Origin of the sequence: Brevibacillus ginsengisoli, from assembly GCF_050113715.1 — a bacterium.
GTDB lineage: Bacteria > Bacillota > Bacilli > Brevibacillales > Brevibacillaceae > Brevibacillus_H > Brevibacillus_H ginsengisoli.
The window spans coordinates 221872-244324 of the sequence record NZ_JBNJQR010000007.1; the positions used below are offsets into that span (position 1 = coordinate 221872).

Annotated in this window: 19 protein-coding genes; all 19 read right to left on the reverse strand. The window is 46.9% G+C overall.

Annotation, left to right across the window (positions count from 1 at the left end):
- Positions 1–735: 735 nt before the first annotated feature.
- Positions 736–1812: a sensor histidine kinase gene (locus tag ACQCN2_RS15845; RefSeq protein WP_426929910.1), complete on the reverse strand. Its 1077-nt coding sequence runs from the start codon at positions 1810–1812 to the stop codon at positions 736–738.
- The gene (locus tag ACQCN2_RS15850) at positions 1805–2503 is read right to left on the reverse strand and encodes a response regulator transcription factor (RefSeq protein WP_426929911.1); all 699 of its coding nucleotides are present in this window, start codon (positions 2501–2503) and stop codon (positions 1805–1807) included. The genes ACQCN2_RS15845 and ACQCN2_RS15850 overlap by 8 nt, the downstream gene beginning before the upstream one ends.
- Positions 2500–3114, reverse strand: coding sequence for a DedA family protein (locus ACQCN2_RS15855; protein ID WP_426929912.1), 615 nt, complete (start codon positions 3112–3114; stop codon positions 2500–2502). The genes ACQCN2_RS15850 and ACQCN2_RS15855 overlap by 4 nt, the downstream gene beginning before the upstream one ends.
- Positions 3104–3685, reverse strand: a complete 582-nt coding sequence (locus tag ACQCN2_RS15860; RefSeq protein ID WP_426929913.1) for a class I SAM-dependent methyltransferase — start codon at positions 3683–3685, stop codon at positions 3104–3106. Before ACQCN2_RS15860 ends, ACQCN2_RS15855 begins: the two co-directional genes overlap by 11 nt.
- A gap of 139 nt (positions 3686–3824) precedes the next feature.
- Entirely contained in the window at positions 3825–5198 is a 1374-nt protein-coding gene (locus tag ACQCN2_RS15865; protein ID WP_426929914.1) for an MFS transporter, read from the reverse strand.
- Positions 5199–5210: 12 nt separating this feature from the next.
- Positions 5211–5633, reverse strand: a complete 423-nt coding sequence (locus ACQCN2_RS15870) for an acyl-CoA thioesterase (protein ID WP_426929915.1) — start codon at positions 5631–5633, stop codon at positions 5211–5213.
- A gap of 14 nt (positions 5634–5647) precedes the next feature.
- Positions 5648–6766, reverse strand: coding sequence for a cupin domain-containing protein (locus ACQCN2_RS15875; protein ID WP_426929916.1), 1119 nt, complete (start codon positions 6764–6766; stop codon positions 5648–5650).
- A 9-nt stretch (positions 6767–6775) separates the two neighbouring features.
- Positions 6776–7285 (reverse strand): DinB family protein, encoded by a 510-nt coding sequence (locus ACQCN2_RS15880; RefSeq protein ID WP_426929917.1) that lies wholly within the window; start codon positions 7283–7285, stop codon positions 6776–6778.
- 1 nt (position 7286) lies between these two features.
- A complete protein-coding gene (locus ACQCN2_RS15885; protein ID WP_426929918.1) occupies positions 7287–8231 on the reverse strand; it encodes a fumarylacetoacetate hydrolase family protein in 945 nt (314 codons plus the stop codon).
- Between the two features lie 68 nt (positions 8232–8299).
- Positions 8300–9859: a class I adenylate-forming enzyme family protein gene (locus ACQCN2_RS15890; RefSeq protein ID WP_426929919.1), complete on the reverse strand. Its 1560-nt coding sequence runs from the start codon at positions 9857–9859 to the stop codon at positions 8300–8302.
- Positions 9860–9895: 36 nt separating this feature from the next.
- Complete coding sequence (locus ACQCN2_RS15895; protein ID WP_426929920.1) at positions 9896–11074, reverse strand: acetyl-CoA C-acetyltransferase; 1179 nt, start codon at positions 11072–11074, stop codon at positions 9896–9898.
- Between the two features lie 6 nt (positions 11075–11080).
- Positions 11081–11860, reverse strand: coding sequence for an enoyl-CoA hydratase/isomerase family protein (locus tag ACQCN2_RS15900; protein ID WP_426929921.1), 780 nt, complete (start codon positions 11858–11860; stop codon positions 11081–11083).
- Positions 11861–11886: 26 nt separating this feature from the next.
- The gene (locus tag ACQCN2_RS15905) at positions 11887–12744 is read right to left on the reverse strand and encodes a 3-hydroxyacyl-CoA dehydrogenase family protein (protein ID WP_426929922.1); all 858 of its coding nucleotides are present in this window, start codon (positions 12742–12744) and stop codon (positions 11887–11889) included.
- A 133-nt stretch (positions 12745–12877) separates the two neighbouring features.
- Entirely contained in the window at positions 12878–15082 is a 2205-nt protein-coding gene (locus tag ACQCN2_RS15910; protein WP_426929923.1) for a helix-turn-helix domain-containing protein, read from the reverse strand.
- A 75-nt stretch (positions 15083–15157) separates the two neighbouring features.
- Positions 15158–15745: a hypothetical protein gene (locus ACQCN2_RS15915; RefSeq protein ID WP_426929924.1), complete on the reverse strand. Its 588-nt coding sequence runs from the start codon at positions 15743–15745 to the stop codon at positions 15158–15160.
- Positions 15746–15763: 18 nt separating this feature from the next.
- Positions 15764–16996, reverse strand: a complete 1233-nt coding sequence (locus ACQCN2_RS15920) for an FAD-dependent monooxygenase (RefSeq protein WP_426929925.1) — start codon at positions 16994–16996, stop codon at positions 15764–15766.
- Between the two features lie 195 nt (positions 16997–17191).
- The gene (locus ACQCN2_RS15925; RefSeq protein WP_426929926.1) at positions 17192–18778 is read right to left on the reverse strand and encodes a flavin monoamine oxidase family protein; all 1587 of its coding nucleotides are present in this window, start codon (positions 18776–18778) and stop codon (positions 17192–17194) included.
- A gap of 31 nt (positions 18779–18809) precedes the next feature.
- Positions 18810–20300: an aldehyde dehydrogenase family protein gene (locus ACQCN2_RS15930; protein WP_426929927.1), complete on the reverse strand. Its 1491-nt coding sequence runs from the start codon at positions 20298–20300 to the stop codon at positions 18810–18812.
- Between the two features lie 139 nt (positions 20301–20439).
- A complete protein-coding gene (locus ACQCN2_RS15935) occupies positions 20440–22185 on the reverse strand; it encodes a sigma-54 interaction domain-containing protein (RefSeq protein ID WP_426929928.1) in 1746 nt (581 codons plus the stop codon).
- Positions 22186–22453: the final 268 nt, after the last annotated feature.

The window sequence follows — 22453 nt, forward strand, 5'->3', positions numbered from 1 at the left end:
GCCTGTATTGAGTCCTGTTTGTTGTATCCCATTTCTTTCACTTCACTTTCGTAAATCTTTCTCCCTCCTTCCTTATCTAGTAGATAGGAAGGAAGTGGGTGAAACCATGAAAAAAATATTCAACGTATGGGAGCCAATTGCATTCGTCTTAAACACATTAACGGTTATCTTATTTTTGGTGCTGATCCGTTTTAATCTTGGTGGACTGTTATTATCAAAGGCCGCTGAACAAGTTGTGAAGTTCTTTTCACTGTTACATTTTTAGTGATTAGAGAACATTGCTGGTTGCAGAAAGGATAATTGCTCTAGAGCGCTCATCTTTCATTCCCCTTAGATTTGTTTAAATGGTATAATTTTCCTAACAAAAAATCTTAGGCTCCCGGATAGCTATTTTTTATTTTATTTATTTTTCAAGTACCCCCATTAACTCATTAGTTTAACTGAGATACCTTAATTTTTCTTACTTGAGAAACAACCATAATATTATCGTTATTATTAAAACCTCTACCAAACATTTATCCCAGCACTATATCGCAAAGGACGAAGCTGACACTTTTTTCATCTGAATTCGAGTAGTTATCAGTTAAATCTACGGTATAAAACTTGACAGTTTGCAGACAGAAATAACATTTCACTTTTCAATATGGTAAATTATTGAGCAAAAAAAAGCCGCCCTGTCAAATATGACAAAGCGACCATTCCTATTATCTTCTTTCATTTTCACTATTAAACTGTTCACTCCACTCCCGGCAGCTCAATCGTAAACGTAAAAGAACCGTTCTCATGTTCCAATTCCAGCCTTCCACCATGAAGCTTGACGATGTGGCTTGCGATTGACAATCCGAGTCCAGCCCCGGGCGGCATATCGTGGTCATGTCGTGATGGTTCCGCCTTGTAAAATCGTTCGAACAGCAGCTTTTCCTGCTCTGAAGTAATCGGTTTGCCTTGGTTCTCGACGGAAAGAACGGCATTATTGCCACATTCGGTAAGCCGAATCGTAATATCGCCAGGCTTTAAGGAGAATTTGAGCGCATTCATCAAGAGATTGTCGATGGCCCGCACGAATTTCTCGACATCGATGGGCGCGAACAAAGGCTTCTGATCCCCGATCTTGGTGACGGTAAGGGAATGCTCTTGGGCAATCGGCTCGAATTCGGTGACGATTTGCTCAAGCAACGCGTTGATATCGATTGTTTGCAATGATAAGTTCACATCGCCACTGGTCAGGCGAGTATAATCGAACAGGTCGTCGATCAGCTTTTTCAGCTGCTGTGTCTTGTTGAACGCATTGTGAATGTATCGTTTATGCTCTTCCAGATCGTGATAATCGTCGTTTTTGAGCAAATTCAAATAGCCGATAATACTGGTCAACGGGGTGCGCAAATCATGGGATACGTGCGTGATCAGCTCCATTTTGGACATTTCGAGCTGGCGTTCCTTCTTCATCATGTTTTGCAGCTGCTCGGCCATGTAATTGATATTGTGCGCCACCGCTCCGAGCTCGTCTTGATTGGACAGCGGCACCCGGTAATCGAGATCTCCCTTGGCGATAGTCATGAGGCCATTTGCCAGCGTTTGCATGTAGCGCACGATTCGCCTCGTTAGCATGAAAAATACTAACAGAAAGATGCCCATGAATAACAGGAAAGAAACGATAATTGTGGGAACCTGCCCTATCAAGTCGAAGATGCTGCTCCAGTTCATGATAGTTGAGACGATGAATGCTATTAGGAAGCTAAGGACAAACGAACCAAAAATCCGGATGCGGATGCTCTTCTTGCGATTGAGAAGAGTAAAGAGGCTTCTATTCAATTTTGTATCCCACTCCCCAAACGGTTTTGATATAATGCGGCTCCCGGGGATTGTCCTCGATCTTCTCACGGATATTCCGCACATGAACCATCACGGTATTGTCGGATAGAAATTTGTCCTCTTTCCAAACATTCCGGTAAATTTGCTCAACGTTGAACACATGTCCGCGTCGTCCTGCCAGCAGTTCCAGAATGGCGAATTCGATCGGGGTAAGCGACACTTCTTTGCCCGATACCGTTACCAGATGCCGATTTTTATCGATGGTTAAATCGTCGATCTCGATGATGCCGTCGACGGAGGATTTGCCTGTCTCGGAACCACCTGTGAACGACTGCCTGCGCAGCTGCGCCTTCACCCTCGCGACCAGCTCAAGCGGATTGAAGGGCTTTGCCACATAATCGTCCGCGCCTGTTGTGAGCCCCGTTATTTTGTCAATATCTTCGCCTTTTGCGGAAAGCATGATGATCGGAATTTTTGACAGGGCCCGTATTTGGAAGCATGCCTTGATTCCGTCTAGGTTCGGCATCATGATATCCAATATGATTAAATCGACCTTTTCCTTGCGCAGACAATTGAGCGCCTGGACACCGTCCTGTGCCTCGTGTACTCGGTAGCCTTCATTTTGCAAGTAAATTCGGATGATGTCGCGAATTTCTGGATCATCATCTGTTACTAGAATGCTGACAGTCAAGCCAGATCCCTCCTTGTTTTTTTAGGCTTATAGGCATAGCGAAAAATCGCCCATACCGAAACGAGCACAAACGACAGCCATAGGAAACGCATGCCATATTCATGGAAGAGCGTGCCGAGCCCAACCGCATAACTGCCTGCGAAACGACCGATCAGGAAGAACAGGAGCGTCCAAACGAATCCGGTAGAATACGAAAACAGGGCGTAGCGTCTGAACGTCATTCGGTGAGCACCGACCACGTATGGCATGACATGACGGACAACAGGAAAAAAATAACTGATGCTTAATGCAAAGCTACCATATTTTTGAACGAGTGTCTCAGCAAATTCCAAATACTTGTTCATGCCACGCTTGCGGCGGAATTTGTTCAGCACTGGCAATCCTGCGTATCGGCCGAGCACATAGCCCAGTGACAGCCCCGAAACGACACCGAGATACGTCAGGAGGAACGCGGGAACGGGATGCAGCAGAGCGTTCACCGTTACTGCACCGCCCGTCATGACGACGACTTCATCTGGAATTGGCATGCCGACAATGCCGAGCCATAAGGAAAGAAACAACGCCGCATAGCCGAACTGCTGGATGAGCGAGAGCAGTGATTCATAGCTCATGGAGGGAAGACCCCCTTTTCCGACAGACGTATACGAACGCAGGGGGAAAGTTGAGTGGAACAAAATGAACGCATTCGATCTCAAAATCTTGGCTGATCCGCTTTCGCATTTGCTGCGAATATTGGAAAGCGATAAACAGTCCACCCGGCTTTAGCGCAGCAGTGATCTCCCGCATAAGTTGCTCGCGCAGCTCCGAGGGAAAATTGAAAAACGGAAGACCGCTCAAAATGCAGTCAAGGCTATCGATATCCACTTCCTTCAAAGCTTCCTGGAGATTGCAAGCATCTTCCTGGCAGGAATAATTCGGGAACTCGTCTTTCAAGCGGCTTCGCAAATATGGGTCCTTCTCGAACAGCAACACCTTCGTTGGTCTTTGTAGTACCGTAGCTATATGCCTTGTGATCGCACCCGTACCGGCCCCTAACTCGGCAACGCTCGCAACCTGGCTCCCCTTAAGTGGCTCCAGCATTTTTCTCGCCAGAAATACGGAGCTCGGCGTTACACTGCCGATTTGTTTTGGCGAACGCATAAACTTGTATAGGAAATACAGCTTTTCGTGCATGGCTCTCATCCTGAAATCGCCTCACTTGTTCTTTTATCAGATGCTGTTATCGTATCGAAAACTTCTTCAGAACAAGTCGAGGGAAAGCTTAAGTTTTTCTTAAGATACAAAAAAGCCGCCCTGTCAGTACGACAAAGCGACTTTCCTTTTACCTACCCGCTGGTTGTTCCAATCCTGCTTTCAACTCAGCTGATTCTTTATATCTACTTTCATTCTCACTCGTACCGCCATGCTTCTCCTGAACAAACAGAGTAGCGATCGCCGCGATGACGCCGGCCATTCCGATGATCACAAAATTCAGTTGGAGGGAATAATTCAAGGCTAACAGGACTCCTACCAGAGTTGGCGCCACGATACCTCCGATTCGTCCAAATCCAAAAGCCGCACCTAGTCCTGTCGATCTCATTTGCATCGGGTAGAATTCGGATACATAGGCATTTGCTATATTTTGAGCGCCAACGGATGCCGCCCCAATAATGGCAATGAGTATATAAATAATCGCAATATTCGTTTTGTATCCGAGCAGGAACATCGCAATTCCACCCGCGGCATAAAGCGGAACCAATACCTTTTTAAAGCCCATTTTGTCCGTCAGCTTACCCAGTGTAATTGTCCCGATAATCGCTCCTAAATTTAAGGCAACCACGAACATCAAGCTGGAACCCAAATCATAACCGGCGTTGATCATTAATTTAGGAAGCCATGTGTTCATCGCATAAATCAAAACAAAAGCGCTGAAAAAGCAGATCCAAAACATCAAGGTGCTAACCGTTCGCTTATTTTCAAAAAGCTTCGCGACAGGTGAGCCAGCATCCTTCTCTTTAAGCTTTTCGAATTCGTCATTTTTTCCAGCCCTATAAGTAGGATTCGCCTTGCTCAGTACCGCTTGTAATTCTTCTCGTTTCATTTTTGCTAAAAGGATGCTAATCGATTCTGGAAGTGTTTTCGCTAGAATCGGGAGAAACACAAGCGGAATCGCCGCTATCCAAAATACAGGCTTCCACCCCACTGTTGGAAGGAGACTCTTGCTTACAAGCGCCGCTAGCACCGCTCCAATCGAATAACCGCAGAACACAAAGGAAACCAACGCGTTACGAATCATTCTGGGTGCATAATCCGCTGTCAAGGCGATTACATTCGGCATTACCCCGCCTAGTCCCAAGCCAGCGATGACGCGGAACACGGTGAAGAAGGTCGGATCATTCGCCAACCCGGCCAATGCCGTGAACAAGCTAAACACGAGCACGCAATACAAAATGACTTTTTTGCGTCCGATTTTATCTGCCGCCACGCCACATAGAATGGCGCCAATCGCTGTACCAATGGCGGTATAGCTTCCAATCGCTCCGGCTGTAATCGGTGTCAGAGACCATTCCTTCATCAGTAAAGGAACCGACGAGCCGTAGATAACCGAATCATATCCATCAAACACAATAATCAGGAAGCACCAGAAGATTAAGGCCTTGTGAAACCGATTAAGCTTTGAATCGTCAATCGTTTGACTCACATTGATAAATCCCATCGAATCACTTCCTTATGATGAAATTACGCTTTCAGCGGACAAAGCCTTCCTCACTTCCTCCGGGATCGGTACCGCCTTGGGCTTGCTCTGATGAAAGGATGTCCACGCCCTCACTTCATATCCACTCGCGAGAAGCGTTTCGCCTCTATAAAATTCATGATTTACCCTGAAGACCTTCTCTCTTAGCTCCTCCACTTTGGAGACAATCTGCAGGGAGTCCTCGAACAACGCAGGAGACTTAAAAACACAATGGGTTTCCAATAAAGGCAGCCCGATCTTCTGCTCGACAAAATATTTCGATAACGGAAACCCTAATTGGTAAAACAACTCACTCGTCGCTTGATCCATCCACTTATAAAAGTTTGGGTAGAAAACGATTCCTGCAGCGTCGGTATCTCCCCATTTCACCTTATATTCATAGATTGTTTGAACCATAAACTCTCACCACCCTATGGAACTAGCGGGACAAATTGATCGTGAATATCCTGATGTCCATTATTTTCAGAATAGGCCTCTTCTCTTTGCAGACCGAACTTCTCCATCACAGGCAAATCACTTACGGAGAACAGATAGACGTCTTCTGAAGTTGTATTCACATGCTCATGCCACGCCCAGTTGGGAACCACCAAAAAATCGCCCTGTTCCCACTCGAATTGAACTCCATTAATCACGGTATAACCGGATCCTTTGAACACATGGTAAATAGTAGAGTGTGTGTGCCGATGCGCCTTGGATTTAAACCCTGGCGGAAGCTTCTGCATCCAGGAAGCAACATTCGGATGGGCGGTGGCTCCATTGGAAGGATTGATATACTCCACTGCGAATCCGTCATAAGGATCCGGCTCGAATTCACTTAAGCTTCGTAACGCTTGCTCCGTCAAATTCCACTTATACGCTCCAAGAGCCGCTACTTTCGGTGTTCGATCCGAGATCGGTCTTACCATCCCCCCAGCATATCGTTTGGTGGAATAGTTGTCCGGCAAGGAAGGCGGCTCGATTTTTTCAGGGTAAGAATCAAAGAACGTGCCACCAATGCCATAGATTAACGGAATGTCCAAGCAATCCATCCAGATCATAGGCTTATCCCCCAGATGCGAATGTCCATGCCACATTCCTTGAGGAGTGGTCAGAAAATCGCCTTCCTCCATAAATAGACGCTCGCCTTGAACAATGGAGTAAGCCCCTTCCCCGGTGGTAATAAAGCGAAGAGCGCTTTGCGTATGCCGATGAGAAGGTGCTGTTTCTCCGGGAAGGATCAGTTGTACAGCCGCATACAGCGTTTGTGTGGTTGAAGCCCATCCCCACGGCTGGCGATTCACCAATCCGGGGTTTTGCAGATAAATGGCTCTTCTTTCCCCTCCTCGTTCTGGCGTAAAAATGTGGGTCGCTTCCATTAATTTGGCGTACAGCGTCTCCCATTTCCATAGGTACGGAACCGCTTGAGGCTGCGGTTGCTTATGCATCAGATCAGGGATGGCACTCCATAAAGGACCCAGATGGTATCGTTCAATCTCTTTTGTAAAATCCTGAACCATCGTACTCTGTAAAAAGTCCGATTTCTCCGCCATTTCCGCTCATCACCCTTCTTTTTCTTCATTGTTCAAAGCTGAAATCTGCGCAATCGTTCGTTTGATTTGTCCCAGATGCTTATCCAAGTGCTCGACTAACAAGTGATCCACAACAAATGACATCGGCTTAGTTCCGAAACGAGGATTGCGGCTAGGCGCTTCGATACTGAGATCACTCTCGGACAAGGAGCCTAGTACTTGATGTGCCTCCTGCTTGTTCCGACGAATTCCTTCCAGTACATCCTCAATCGATCTGTCATCGGCACTCGCCACTGCTGATAGCCTTCCTTCGTCCTGGAGTCCGCGTCCCCACTCTGTTCCTGGAGCCTGGATGACACCCTTCAGTTCGGCTAACCAATAGGGTACAGCCTCTTCCACATGGCACACGATTTCCATGACGGACCACGCTTCAGATGAGGGCTTTTGGCGAATCATCTCTTTCGACAAGGGCTCCACCGTCTTCAATATCTCATCCGTCAATAGGTTGAGTTCCTGGATACTTGCTTTGAGATTGCTCATTTTATACCCCCTGCTCCACTTTTTTCACCCGATTCTCCAATACGCCGATCCGCTCGATTTCAATTCGCACGACATCTCCATCCTTCAGAAACGCTTGAGGATCCCGCGCGACTCCGACCCCGCCTGGTGTGCCTGTCAAAATCACATCTCCTGGCTCCAGCGTCATTAAGCCTGAAAGAAACTCAACCAAATAAGGAACGGTGAAAACTAAATTGCGGGTGTTGGAGCGCTGACGTTCTTCTCCATTCACTGTCAAGAACAGTTCCAATCCGGAAGGGTCTCCTAATTCATCCGACGTCACAAGCCACGGTCCCATAGGAGCGCTTCCCTCCACCGTTTTGCCTTGCAGCCACTCGATGGTTCTTCTTTGAATGTCTCGGTACGTAACATCATTGACGATCGTATACCCCGCTACATAGGCGAGTGCCTGGTCTGCCGAAACGTTGCGCGCACGCTTACCCACGACAAACGCGAATTCTGCCTCGTAATCCAATTGCTCGGAGATTGGAAAGAAAGGAATATCGTCCTCTGGCCCCACAATCGTATTGGCAAACTTGGCAAAGACGACAGGGTAAGGCGGAATCTCTCTTCCCATTTCCATGATGTGTTCGCGATAGTTATGACCCACACAAATCATTTTTCCTGGCTGCAACACCGGAGCTTCCATCCGTACATCAGCAGCCGAATGAACCACTTTGTATTTCAACGCCCCCGAATGACTCCGAACAAATTCGACCGCCTCCTTGGCTAAGGCCAAACTGACCTCTCCACCTTGCAAAAACCCAACCATATCCGGCGGAATATACGCGTCAGCAATCTGTTTGGCGCGAATGACTCCCTGAGCCTCCAGCAAAGACTGGTACGCGTAGTTTAAATCAATGACTTGACCGTCGAGATGACAACCGATTCGTATGAAGCCGTCCGCTTGAAAAGACACTAATTTCATATCCGAACTCTCCTTCTAACCGTTTATCCAATAAATTATTCTATCTATTCAGAAAATTATTAAGAGACTTATCTTAACTCCCGTGCCAGTTTATCCATGAGCTCATCTTTTAGCTTTACTTTTTGAATCTTTCCGCTGGCTGTTACAGGGAATCCCTCGACGAATTCGATTCGGTTGGGAATCTTGTAATCCGCTAAAAGCGATTTCATGTAGGCTTCGATTGCCTCTGCGGTCGCTTCACATCCCGGCTTTAACCGAATCGCGGCACAGATGATTTCTCCCATAACCGAATCCGGTAAACCCACGACTGCGGCTTCCATAATCTTCGGATGCTGGTAAAGAATTTCTTCAATTTCTTTGGGATAAATGTTATAGCCCCCGCGGATAATCAAATCCTTCTTGCGCCCTACGATCCGAACATAGCCGTTCTCATCCATCGTTCCCAAATCGCCGGTATAGTACCATCTGTCAGCGTCGAGCGCCTGCGAGGTTTGTTCCGGCGCTTCAAAATATCCTCTCATGACCCCTAAGCTTCGGCAGGCAATTTCCCCTACCTCGCCTATACCTACAGGCTCTCTAAGATCATTCACAATTTTAATTTCCGCTCCAGGGACCGCTTTTCCCACAGTCTCCAAAACATTAATTTCTTCGTCATTCAATAAAGTACACGTTAGGGCGGCGGAGGTTTCGGTCGCTCCATAAGACACGCAGATGTTAATCCCCATTCGTTCTCTAAGCTCTTTTACGGTTTCAGCTGGACAAGGTGCCGCTGCGATAATCCCGGTCCTTAATGAGGATAAATCATACGTTGCAAAATGTGGATGATTCAACTCGAGAATAAACATGGTCGGAACGGCGTGATGAACCGTGATCTTCTCCTGCTCGATTAAATCCAGCGCCTGTTGAGCCCTGTATCTCTCTTGTAAAACCAACTTCCCTTGACAGATCATCGCTGTCATTAAGCAGGAAACGAGTCCAAACACGTGAAACAGCGGCACAACAACCAAGAACACATCATCCGCGCTGCACTCCAGATTTTCCGCTGTCCGCTTTCCGGTATAGAGGAGATTTTGATGGGTGAGCATCGCCCCCTTGGGAAATCCGGTTGTTCCAGAGGTATACAGAATCGAGAACACATCTTCAGCAGGATCGATCTCCACAACAGGAGGAGTTTGCCCATGGCCCTGAAGACGAAGACTTTGATAGTTCTCCAAATTCTCCTTGTCAAATCTAACGGACACCACTTGATCCACCAGAGGATCAATCAGATCAATCCCGATATTCTCGTCAAACTCAATCCCGACAAACACAATTTTGGCTCCAGAGTTTTGAACGATGTACGCCACCTCGTGAGCGCGATACCTTGTATTAAATGGAACCACGATGGCCCCCACTCTTGCTGCGGCAAAATAGATAGTGACGGTCTCGTGCCAATTAGGTAAACAAACCCCAATACGGTCTCCTTTACGAACTCCCCTCTGTACCAACGCACAGGCAAGCGCCTCCGCTTCTGCTTGCAGCTCTCGGTAGGTCAGTCTTCTTTTCAAGTCATAGATAGCTTCCTTATCTGGCCTCTGTTGCGCTGCGCGCTCAAGTAAAGCTGATATCGTCAAGTTCAAGTCATCCATGCCACTTTTCATCTCCCTGCTTGACCTCTCTTTTGTCTACAGCCTTTCCCAGATTGCCGCAATCCCTTGCCCTCCTCCGATGCAGACAGAGGATGCCCCGTATTTTTTACCTCTCCGTCCCAATTCATAAATCAGAGATAACGTAATTCTTGTTCCCGATGCCGCCAGAGGATGACCTAAAGCCACAGCTCCACCATTCACATTGCCGATTTCCGGATCAAAGCCTAATTCCTTCTGGCAGGCCAGATATTGGGCGGAAAAGGCTTCATTGATTTCAATCAGATCCAAATCTTCCATTCTGAGATCAGCTTTTTGCAAGGCTTCCCGGATCGCTGGCACCGGACCGATCCCCATGTATTTCGGCTCCACTCCGACCACGCTCCAAGAGACTAGACGGGCGATGGGCTTTAGTCCTTTTTGGGCCGCGTAATCGCCTGAGGTTACAATCACGGCAGCGGCTCCGTCCACCATTCCACTGGCATTCCCCGGAGTGACGACTCCATTTTCGATAAAACGTGCCTTCAGCTTGCTCAACTTCTCCATGCTGGTGTTTCGCGGGTGTTCATCCTGATCGACGCTTATGCTTCCTTTTTTGCCCTCGACGGTGACCGGAACGATCTCTTCTTTCAAGTAGCCCTTTTCCATTGCGGATAAGGCCCGCTGATGGCTGAGTAAAGCATGCTGATCGATTTCTTCACGGGAAAGCTCATACTTCCTGGCCAAATTCTCGGCGGTGATCGCCATGGTACAATCCCCGTAGGTATCATAAAGTCCGTCCCACAACCAATCTTCTACAACAGGTGAGCCTAACGGAGTTCCCCATCTCATTCCACGGATGACATGCGGGACCTGACTCATGTTTTCGGCTCCCCCTGCCAAGACGACGTTAGCGTCTCCTGTACGGATGAATCTGCCCGCTGTGAGGATGGATTCCAGGCCGCTACCGCACAAGCGATTGATCGTCAAAGCCGGAACCTGGATGGGAAGCTGTGCTTTCAAACCGACATGGCGAGCGAGGTAGTGAGCGTCTCGGCTAGATTGCTGAACGTTCCCGAACACCACATGATCCACTTCATTCGGATCGACCTTCGCTTTTCGAAGCGCTTCTTTAGCCGCTATCGCCCCCAAATCCGCAGCGTTTATTTCTTTAAACACTCCACAAACCTCAGTAAACGGTGTCCGCGCGCCTTCGACTAAAACAATCTCGTTACTCATCCGCACTCACTTCCCCACAAAATTCGGTTTTCTTTTTTCCGCGAAAGCCGCCATTCCTTCTTTGCGATCCTCACTGGCGAATGCAACACCAAAGCAAGCGCTTTCAAGTTCAAGGGCCGTGTTCAAATCCGAATCCGCTCCGCCATTCACGCTCATTTTAAGCATCTTCATCGCGACGGAAGGTTTATCCGCCAATTTTTGCGCCCATTCCAAAGCGCAACCCATTAGCTCCGCAGCTGGTACGACCTTATTGACCAAGCCATACTCATAGGCTTTTGTTGCGGGAATAATCTCTCCGAAAAACATCAGTTCTTTCGCCCGCGCTTGCCCAATCAATCGCTGTAAGCGCTGTGTTCCGCCTCCGCCTGGGATAATTCCGAGATTGATTTCCGGCAAACCAAATTTGGCATGTTCCGCGCAGAGCCGTAAATCGCAAGCCAAAGCCAATTCGCTTCCGCCGCCTAAAGCCAATCCGTTGATAGCGGCGATCACGGGTTTGGATAAGCGCTCGATTCGACCTGTCGCTTTACGAGAATCCTCTCCCATTCTGGCGACTTCCACCGGGTCCAACTTCATCATTTCGGTGATGTCCGCTCCCGCTCCAAACGCCTTTTCACCTTTTCCGGTAATAATAACCGCTTGAATTTGATCGTCTTCATCGATTCGATCCAAGAGCTCGTATAATTCGCGGTACAACTGTCGATTGAACGGATTAAATGGCGGCCGATTCAACGTAATGGTTGCCACTCTGTTTTCCGCGAAAAATTCCAACGTTTCCAATTGCATGTTCATCCACTCCCGTTTTTTTGTTTTTATGAATGATAATCGTACCAGCCAGCGCCTGTTTTCTTCCCGAGACGCCCAGCTCTGATCAAACGTCTCAAGCTTAATGGAGCCGCAAAACGGTCATCCTTGAATTCTTCATAAAAGTAATCCATGACATGAAGGCCAATATCGACGCCCGCAAAATCCTGCAAAGTGAACGGTCCCATCGGATAATTCAAGCCAAGCGTGACGGCTTTATCCACGTCCTCAGGAGAAGCCACGCCTTCCTCCACCAATCGAATCGCTTCAATAAAATGAGGGATCATCACGCGATTGACAATGAATCCTGGGGAGTCCTTCTTCACCTCAATGGGTTCTTTTCCGAGATCCTTCGCGATATTCATGAGAGTAGCCACAGTGTCGTCACTTGTTTTGAATCCTCTCACCACTTCAACAAGTCTCATAATTTGAGCCGGGTTAAAAAAGTGCATTCCGGCCACTCGATCTGGTCGTTTGGTCGCCTCCGCAATCGTTGTGATGGACATCGATGAGGTGTTGGTCGCAAGGATCGCGTCCTCTTTCAGGATTTCATCCAATCGACCGAAGATATCTTTTTTCGCTTCAAGATCTTCAATGATCGCTTCGATGACGAGATCGGCTTGTTCCATCTGATTCAGATCGGTTGTCGTCTTGATTCTTTGCAACGTCTCTGTTTTTTCCTCTTCCGTCAGCTTGCCTTTTTCTATGCTTTTGTTCATCATGGCACTCATTCGACCGATGGCCTTTTCCAGAAGCGTTTCATTTAAATCCCACAGGATAACCTCAAAACCTTTTAATGCGGCAAGATGCGCGATCCCGCCGCCCATCGTTCCAGCTCCCGTAACACCAATGAATTGTATGCTCATAACTTTCATCCTTTCAAGAAGATTCTATAAACATCATTTTAATATTCTTTATATTCTAAATTATAAGTGTACTTTTGATAGGAGAATACGTTTACCAAGATGGAAAAAGATCAGGTCTTTCATACACCGTGCACTAATCCTGTAAAACGAACAGATCATACAGCTTATAGGCCAGCATCAGATTGAACCGTTCCTCAGCGTCTTCAATATTGACACTCAACAAACTGCTGATTTTCTCCAGTCGGTACTTCAAAGAGCTGCGGTGAATATACAGATGTTCTGCCGTGTCTTTGAGATTCCCATTCATCATCAAGTACACCCTCAAAGTGTCAAACAATTCTTTTCCCTTGCCGTTCCCATAGTTTAAGAGAGGCTCCAGGTGATTTTTGAAAAACATTTTGGCCGTAAACGTCTCTTGGAGCTCGGATAAAACAGAGTAAGATCCAAGGTTCTCAAAGCTTAAGAATTTTTTGTTGGAGAAACGGCCACTCACTATTTTCAGCGCCTGCAAAGCTTGACGGTAACAGATGTAATAGTCCTCGACGCTTTGGGTAGCTGCGCTGATCCCTAAGAAAATATCAATCCCCTGCATATCCGTAGAAAGAATTCTCTTCATTCGGTTATAGATGATTCCCCAGTAGTTGGGGGCTTCCTGTTCTTTTTTCTCAGAAACAATCAGAACATAAAGGCCCTCTTTTTTGGTCACGATGATTCCCTGATCGAATTGCAGGAGATCCTCTCGAATTTTCTCCCACAGCCATGTCTTTTTGGCTTCAAGCGTCAACAAGTCTTCTTCTACCGAAATCTTCTCACTGCTTACAATGGAAAAAACACCGATCTTGTTGGGTTGAAAAATATTCAGGTTAAACAGGTTGGCATATTCGATTAATTTTTCCTTGTCCTCGATCTTCTCAACAAACAGTTGATGAATAAATCCATCCTTCACCTGTTCTCTCATATCCAAAATGAGCTTCTGCTTGATAAATTGAATGGCATACACATTCAGCGCATGGTTCAACGTCATCCGCACGACCATGTCGATTTCTTTTCGATTGATTCTTAGTCCCAGATATCCCAGCAGATCGCCGCCGCCAACCACCTGCCAAATGCCAAATTCATTCTTTTGCTCATCTTTTATCCACTGTTCCTGACTATTGGGGTTGGCGATCTTCCATTTCTCGCGGTCCAATTGCTCGAACATGGGGGCCAGCAATTCCATACTCCCCAAAGAACACGAAATAGGGCGCAAAAAACGGTCAAACAGGACAACCGCACGACCAAGCATGTGCGAAAGTGACTTGGTGATTTCCAGGAAGCCTTCCCCCACTAACGTCTGCTTCACCAATTCCTGATGATGAACCATTAGCTTTTCCAGGCGAACCTTATCCTCCATTTCCGCTTTATACAGCCTTGCATTCTCGATCAGGACAGAAACGTGGGAAGATAGAAACTGCAAAAGATCCACATCTTCTTTGGTAAATGTCCGCTCGTTGCCCTTTTTCACATGAAGCACGCCAATGGTTTTGAGATTAACGATCAGGGGAATCGTGATTTCTGACCCGCCCTCTCTCTCCAGATGGGGGAAATAGTGGCATAAGTGATCATTTTCTCCGATGTTGATTCTTGCAACCGACAGCCTATCGCCAAACGAAGGCGCCTGATAGATGAAGCAGTTTTGGACTTCGTCGTACAAATAAATAGAAGCGGACCCAGCATGAGTGCCTTTGCCGGCTCTTTCAGTTATATTGCCAATCAATTGTTCAATCGAGGAACCCAGAAACACGTTCTCTTTAAGCCATTCCATTCCATTAATTTTCTTTTTCTCATTTTCTTTGCTCAATGCCATCCCAATCGCAACGGCAATGTCCTTGCCAAATTCCTCGAATAGTTTATCCGCGTTCCGGATTAAAGGAACCTCATGGCGAAAACCGATCGCACATATCCCAAGGCTATTGGAAGCGCTTTCTTTTATTGGGACGGTGAACCAGGTGGCAAACCCTTCGCTCTGCAGATCATTGAGGAAATCGCATGTATCTTCTTCTGCAAATTCGTCTTTACAACAATTGGACAGTTTAAAAAACCGATCCGAGCAAGCGGTTTGGTCCATGGGGAATTTCTCCTCGAAGCTCTGACCAAATCCTTTGCTGACTTTCAAATCTAGAACATCTTTGGTTTTTAAAATGATCGAAACATAGTCACATTCAAACCGATCCCAAAAAGACTCGATAAGACAATGAAGCGTCTCATCTAACGTGTCGAATTTAACTAATTGTCTCGAAATCGTACGCAGGTGCAGATCCGTCTTATCAATCCACTGGTTTCGTTCAATGTAGTTCATGTAGCCCCCACCTTAACCATCATCTAAATACGGGAAAAGAGTTGATGAAATCATATCATCAACTCTTTTGTTTAATTACAGGACGTAAAATGTTTCATTCGCCATTCCTAAAGGCCAATGTCCGCTTTCAAAAACTTCAACGAGTGGCATAAACGGGTTGCTTTCAAATCCTTCAAGATCAGCGAGCGTTTCCCAAGCGCACGCCAATCCGAAAAGATACAAGACAAAACCGACAGCCGTCTTCACCATCGAGGCTCCGAACTCTTCAAACTCACGGAATATTCCTTGAAATGAGCTGTGAAAGAGAAGCTCGGGCACATGGTCAATCGTATAGGACAAGACGTCAAGTCTTCCCGTCTCTTCCGCTTTCTCTCTTATTTTTCGAGGAATGTTTGAGATATGTGACCAGATCGGACTTTGCTCCAATCTCATCCCTTCGATAAATGCAGGGAGTTCTTTTTTCGTCATCCATAACACTTGATACCCATCAATGCCTAACAGGTCGGTACATTCTCGAATCGCTTGCTCCGCTTCGCTTTGACCACTTTGCTTTCCTACAGCCTGGAACCACTCCATTTGAGTCAGACGAGTGATCAGGCTGACTACTTTTTCACCATTGGGACCATAGACTTGTGCGTCTGAACTATGTGTAGCCGTTACCATTTCATCAACTCCTCATGACTAATATTTCGTGGATAGCTGCGGCGGTCCGGATTTGGGTCCATACGGTCCTTCGTCGAGCCACCTTCCCAAGCGCGGCATGATTGGCGCTAATGAAGCGGCAACTTCTCGTTTCATATTGATCATCGGAGAACTTCCCTGAATGTGTTCAAGTGCGATACCTGCGCAATCCCGGTTATATTGTGCCGCAATTTTGCGTTCCTCGGCCGCGTCCAGTATCGCTTGCTTGGCGGTATTGCGATCAGATGAGTGGATTGCCGCATGAATGCCTTTCGCCGCTATCAGTGCATCAGGCACACCCGAGTTCATCCCGCGAGCACCAAATGGCGCGAAAAGATGTGCGGCTTCTCCGGCGAGCAGCACTCGACCATGGGCGTCCGTAAAGCTTTGTGCAACGACCTGATAAAATTGGTACGTAGACACCCAGGTAATGCGATCAGCATATTTGGGATCCATTACTTTTGGCAGCCATTTGCGAACTCCCTCAACGCCACCGAACTCTTGTGGATCGTCTCCTTCAAGCAGCTGCAAATCTACCCTCCAACCGCCTGCAAATGGCACGTATAGTACATTCCTGCCACCAATCGCGGGATGTTGATAGTGAAAAACACGTTCAAGCGGTAACGGATTGTCCGCATCTTCTTTGACATCCACGACAAGGAAGAAGTCGTTGGTGCGTGGACCTTCCATCTCGATTCCAAGCGACTTTCGGACAGTTGAACGAGCTCCATCCGCGGCGATCAAATACTCCGCTGTCCATACTGAGCCCGATTCTGTTCTTACAGTCACTCCCTGGTCATCTGTTGTGACATCCTGGACAGGAGTGCTCCACACAAATTCCACTCCCGCATCAAGGCAAGCCTCATATAAAAAGCGTTCAGCTTCAACCTGCGGGAGACTAGAAAATGGCGGGAGTTCATTCGCACTTGGAGTCGGGTACTTTTTTACATAGACTTCGTTATCCCGATACAACGTGCGTTTGACTGGCCAGACAACTCCATTTTCCGCAAAAGTAAACCCGAGTCCAGGATAGATGTCTTCAAGATGCTTTAAGGTTGCTTTATGCAAATAGATCGCTCTGCTACCCGGCCGAGTACGCCCCTCAGCCTCTGCCTCCAATATGGTTGCTTGTATTCCAAGTTTTCGAAGTGCCAGGGCTGCCGTCAAACCGATCGGTCCAGCGCCAATAACCAAAGCTTGACGGTGAAACTGATTGCTATCGTGAGTACTCATTTCAATTCCTCCTGCTACTTTCCAAGATTCATTCATTGAAAATATTATTAACTAAATAATAGCAATCTTTCGAAAATTACAGTACCGTCATCGGTAACGAATTAGTCCTGATTCTTCCTACACCATGCAGGAAAAATCAACGAACCTCCTCCACCAGCACTTCGACTTGTTACGATTTCGTAGCTTCATCGTACCTTATATGGCTGCGGTTACTTTCAATCGGCTCAATACCTCCTGAGCCGCACGTTCCCCGGTCTCGACTCCACCATTCATAAACTGTTGATACTTCAGCGATGTATGCTCTCCGGCAAAGAAACAATTCCCCTCTGGTTCTCCCATGATTCCTCTGAACTTCGTGTACTGACCCACCGTGTAGCAAGAGTACGAACCTTTAGCCCACGGATACCCCGGCCAATAATCGAGTACCGCTTTGCCGTTCCATTTACTCGATAAGCCCGGCAACTCTGGCTCTATAAGCTTTAAGAAGTCCTTAGCGTATGACGTCGCTGATCCACTTCCGAAACTATCCCCAATCTTTCCACCAGTGAAGTCCACAAGAATCCCTGATTGCCCCGATTGGCCTCTGGTCGCATCCCATGTATCCTGATATCCTTCGTCAGAAACAAACGCTCCGCTACTGCCCAGTGATTCCCAATGGCGATCTGTAAATTGCAGCGCAAGCTTGGAGCAAGTCGCTACTCCCATCTCGGCGATCGCCGTATTCTTCAAGTCTCTGAATCCCGCTCTACTGATATCGACATTCCGAAGAGTAGCGACTGGGAGGGCAAGAATGACATAATCCGCTTTCGTATTTTTGCCATTTGAGAAGCCAAGCGTATAGGAGCCGTCACTATTTTGTTTAATAGCTTCTAACGGGTAGGACGTTTGGATTTGGTTTTTCAAAACTTTTGCCAAACCTTGTGGGACAAGATCGTTTCCGCCATGTACATGATATCGCTCATCAGAAGGACCGAATGGTTCGAATTCATCCTTGCTCGACTGACTCATTCCGTATACCAGCGTCAAGGCGCTAATTTCACTACTCTCCATCCCGACACTGGCAGTATAGGCGAGATCCACCATTTTTCCGAATTTTGATTTCATTCCGGAGGGGACGGTTGCATTTATCCAATCGACTACAGACATGTGATCCAATTGCTGGCCACGCTTCGTATATTGGTTATAGAACGTATCCGGGCCCGCGTCTCTGGCATCAGCCTGAAGCTTCTTCCAAATCTGCGAGAATGTTTTGGCAGTTTCTTCGAAGGAATACAGCGACCCATCGATAATGACTCGGAAATCTCCCTTCTCATAAGCCCATAAGTCATCCACTTGCAAATTCAACTCGTTAATGATTTGCAGAAGAGCTGTATGATCTGAATTGATCAGCTCTCCTCCGCGTTCAATCATTTGTCCGTCGGCAAAGCCATCCCGTTTAGTCCAGCAACGACCGCCAACACGAGTTGAAGCCTCATAGACCTGCGCAATGATTCCAGCTTGTTTGAGACGATAGGCGGCTGTCAGTCCAGCAAGTCCAGCACCAACTACCGCAACCCTAGGAGACGCTTCCGCATGAACGATACGAGTTCCCAGGTTCCAGATTGTCGGCGGGACCGCCAAAACAGAAGCGGTCAGCATCGCTTTTTGCAAAAAATCTCTTCGTGAAATACTATTTTGAAGGCGTTCTTCCATTACTTGTTCAACAGGGACATTTCGTGTTGCCGCTTCCCTTGCAACCGAAGCAGCCGATTTCAATTGGCGAATGAACGGGGAATTTGACATATGATCCTACCTCCATGCCTTTTTTATTTTATTAATCGTTGTTGTAGTAACCTAACGGAGCAACTTCGAGATTCATATTGATCTGTTTCACTTCTGTAAAGGCATCTAATCCAAACGTTCCTAGTTCACGCCCAACTCCGCTCTGTTTATATCCGCCCCAAGGAGCTTCAATATAGGTTGGATGATAGGTGTTGATCCAGGTGATTCCCGCGCGCAGTTTTTTGACCACACGCATTCCCTTGGCCCCATCTTGCGTAAATACGCCGCCCGCCAAGCCGTAGATGGTATCATTCGCGAGACGGATTGCCTCCGCTTCATCCCTGAACCGTTGAATGACCAATACGGGACCAAAAATCTCTTCCTTAACAATTCGCATGTCAGAAGTCACATTGGTAAAAATCGTGGGTGCGACATAGTTTCCCTTTTCGTATTCTCCATCTGTCAGGCGATGGCCGCCTAAAACGAGGGTCGCGCCTTCAGCCTTGCCGATCTCGATGTACTCCAGGACTTTCTGCATATGACCTTGTGAAATTAACGGTCCCATCTCATTACGTTCATCCAATCCACTGCCAATCCGGATCTTCTTGCTGCGCCGCACAAGCTCTTCGACAAAACGATCATGGATAGAATCTTCGACAAGCAACCGCGATCCGGCAGAACATACTTGTCCTTGGTTCACAAAGATCGCAAACATCGCATATTCAATCGCCGTATCAAAATCAGCATCGGCAAAAACAATATTCGGTGATTTGCCGCCGAGCTCCAACGAAATTTTCTTGATGTTGCCAGAAGCGGCCTGCATGATGCTTCTGCCTGTCGCAGTGCCTCCGGTAAAGGCTACTTTATCGACTAGAGGACTAGCCGCCAATTCATGACCGACTACCGCACCAGTACCTGGCACCAGGTTGACGACACCGGGCGGAAACCCTACTTCCTCCATTAATCGAAACAGTGTAAGCGCTGTCAAAGGAGTGATCTCTGAAGGCTTTAATACAACCGTATTGCCCGCTGCGAGACATGGTGCAAGCTTCCATGCCGCCATTACCAACGGATAATTCCACGGTACGATCAAACCGCAGACCCCAATCGGTTCGCGAACCACCATGGACATCATCGGATCGGCAACCTGATAGGTCTGCCCTAAAGGCTTGGTAATCAAACCGGCGTAGTAACGAAAGCACTCATACGCCTCCTGCACATCGTGGCGGCTTTCTCGAAGCGCTTTCCCTGTATTCTGGGATTCCAGTATCGCAAGTTCTTCCGCTCGTTGCTCGATTCTGTCAGCTAACGCATGAAGCAGCCGAGCGCGTTCCACAGGTGGAATGTCTGGCCAATCCGTCTCATCAAATGCCCTTCTCGCTTCCTTGATCGCTTTGCGCACATCACCTAATCCACCTTCCGGAACAACAGCGATCACTTCTCCGGTAGCAGGATTAACAATCTCTCTTACAGCCCCATCCTCGGCATCTGCCCATTGTCCTGCGATATACAACTTCCACGATTCCTTTGTTTGAGATGTCACTATTTTTCTCGCTCCTGTCCTTTTAATTTTCGTAATTATCTGTAAAAGCAAAGAGTGTGCCAACCATTCCACTTGGAAAACAGTGAACTTGAAGCCTGATGCTTAAATTGCGAAGCGTTAATCCTGATGACATCACGCATCACTTATTGATGCCAAATTGCATGGAATTCCCCATGTGATATTTTTGAATCTTTCTCACGATCGTTGATTGATTTACCCTCAAACAGTTGGCCATCTCTCTCGTCGTTTTGCATCTTGCCATCGCTTTTTGAAGGATCTGTTTTTCAACTTCCTCCAGGTAAGGCAATAAGGGAGGCAGTTCTTTTTCCATGTCTCCAATCTCTTGTTCGATAGGACTGAAAGGAACGGTCTGCTCCGAAGTCCCAAACAAATCAAGCTTTCCTGTTACAACAAACCTCTCAATTGCGTTTTCCAGCTCCCTGACATTCCCCGTCCACGAGTACTTCAGCAATTGCTCCAGTTGATGTTCCTGAATTTCCGCGCGCTTTACATACCTATTATTGAAAAGGGAAAGAAAATGGAAGGCCAAGACATGGATGTCTTCTCTTCGCTCTCTGAGTGGCGGGATGTGAATAGGAATGATGTTGATCCGATAGTAAAGATCTTCTCGGAACGATCCGGCGGATACCATTTTCTCCAGATTCCGATTCGTCGCGGTAATAATCCTGACGTCGACTTTTTTGGGCTTGCCTCCGCCGACTCTCATAATCACCTTTTCTTGCAATACATGAAGCAGTTTCACCTGAAGCTGAAGCGGAAGCTCGCCGATTTCATCCAAGAATACCGTCCCTTTATCCGCCAGCTCGAATATCCCAAGCTTTCCACCTTTTCTGGCTCCCGAGAATGCGCCCTCCTCATAACCAAACAACTCGGACTCCAGCAAATTATCAGGAATGGCCCCGCAGTTCACCGTGATAAAGGGTTTATCATGACGATTGCTCAACAGGTGAATTTCCTTGGCGATCATCTGCTTGCCCACACCGGTCTCTCCCAGGATGAGCACAGAGGTGTCTACGGAAGCAACCGATTTGATCTGTTCATAGATGTCCTGCATCTTTTTACTCTTGAAAATCAGCGGTTTTTCTTCAAATTGTTTCCGTTGTGTTCGGCTGACTTCCTTCTGATAGTTGTCCAACAGGTTTTTCAACTCTTCAAACTGTGAAGCAAGCTTACTAACTTCTGAAGTATCTTTGGTAATGGAGACCACCCGCACAATCTCGCCATCCTCATTTTGAATCGGAATGGATTCAATCATAAAAACTTCTCCAGTTGGCGTATACTGCAGGCTTTTTTCCCTTTTTCCCGATTTCAGCACTTTTACGGTGACAGAAGGATAAAACGCTCTTTCTCTCTCAAGATCATATACATTCCTTCCTACAAATTCCTGATCATCTTTTCCTGAAACCTTGAGTACGTTGCCGTTGCCGTCGGTTACAAAAATACTGTGGTAAAAGTTATGGAATACCGCTTGCAATTCTTGCAGCAACCATTTGTCTTTCGAAACGAACTCTTTGATTTTGGTGTCAAAATTCCAATCGATAACTCCCTTAATCTTTCCGTCTTCCATTTGGTAAACAGCGACCTTGTTCATCATTTCGGAGAGATCTATTTCATCATTGCCGCTTACCAGAATCGTCTTGACGATCATATCTTCATACTGCATGGAGGGAGAATAGCCCTCGTTCTTGATCTTTTCAAATATAGATTGGCGTCGAATGCATCCCTTAATCTTGTCTTCTACTTGCAAGACAAACCAATTGGAATTGGATTGGATGGCTGCTAGTAAAATATCGTCAAAAGGAGCAGGATACGGGATACATTCAACATCGACCAGAAAATAATCTTCTACTCTCAAAAAGCTCACTTCCCCCTCAACTCCTCGCTTAATCACTTTTTGTTGCCTGAAATTACCTTTTTCTCATTATTCAAAACATTTCCTCTATAGTCAATCGCTCATTCGTTTCAAGTATGCTTTGAACGTAAGGCGGATTATTCTATGAAGGGAACGCTGTAATAATGATGCAAGGTTCTTCCAGCAAAAAAAGTAGAGCGAGGATCCTTGTCTCGTCCTGAAAGTTTTCACTACCATTGACTTCGAGACACTGCAAAGAGCATGCCAATTTCAAATCAAA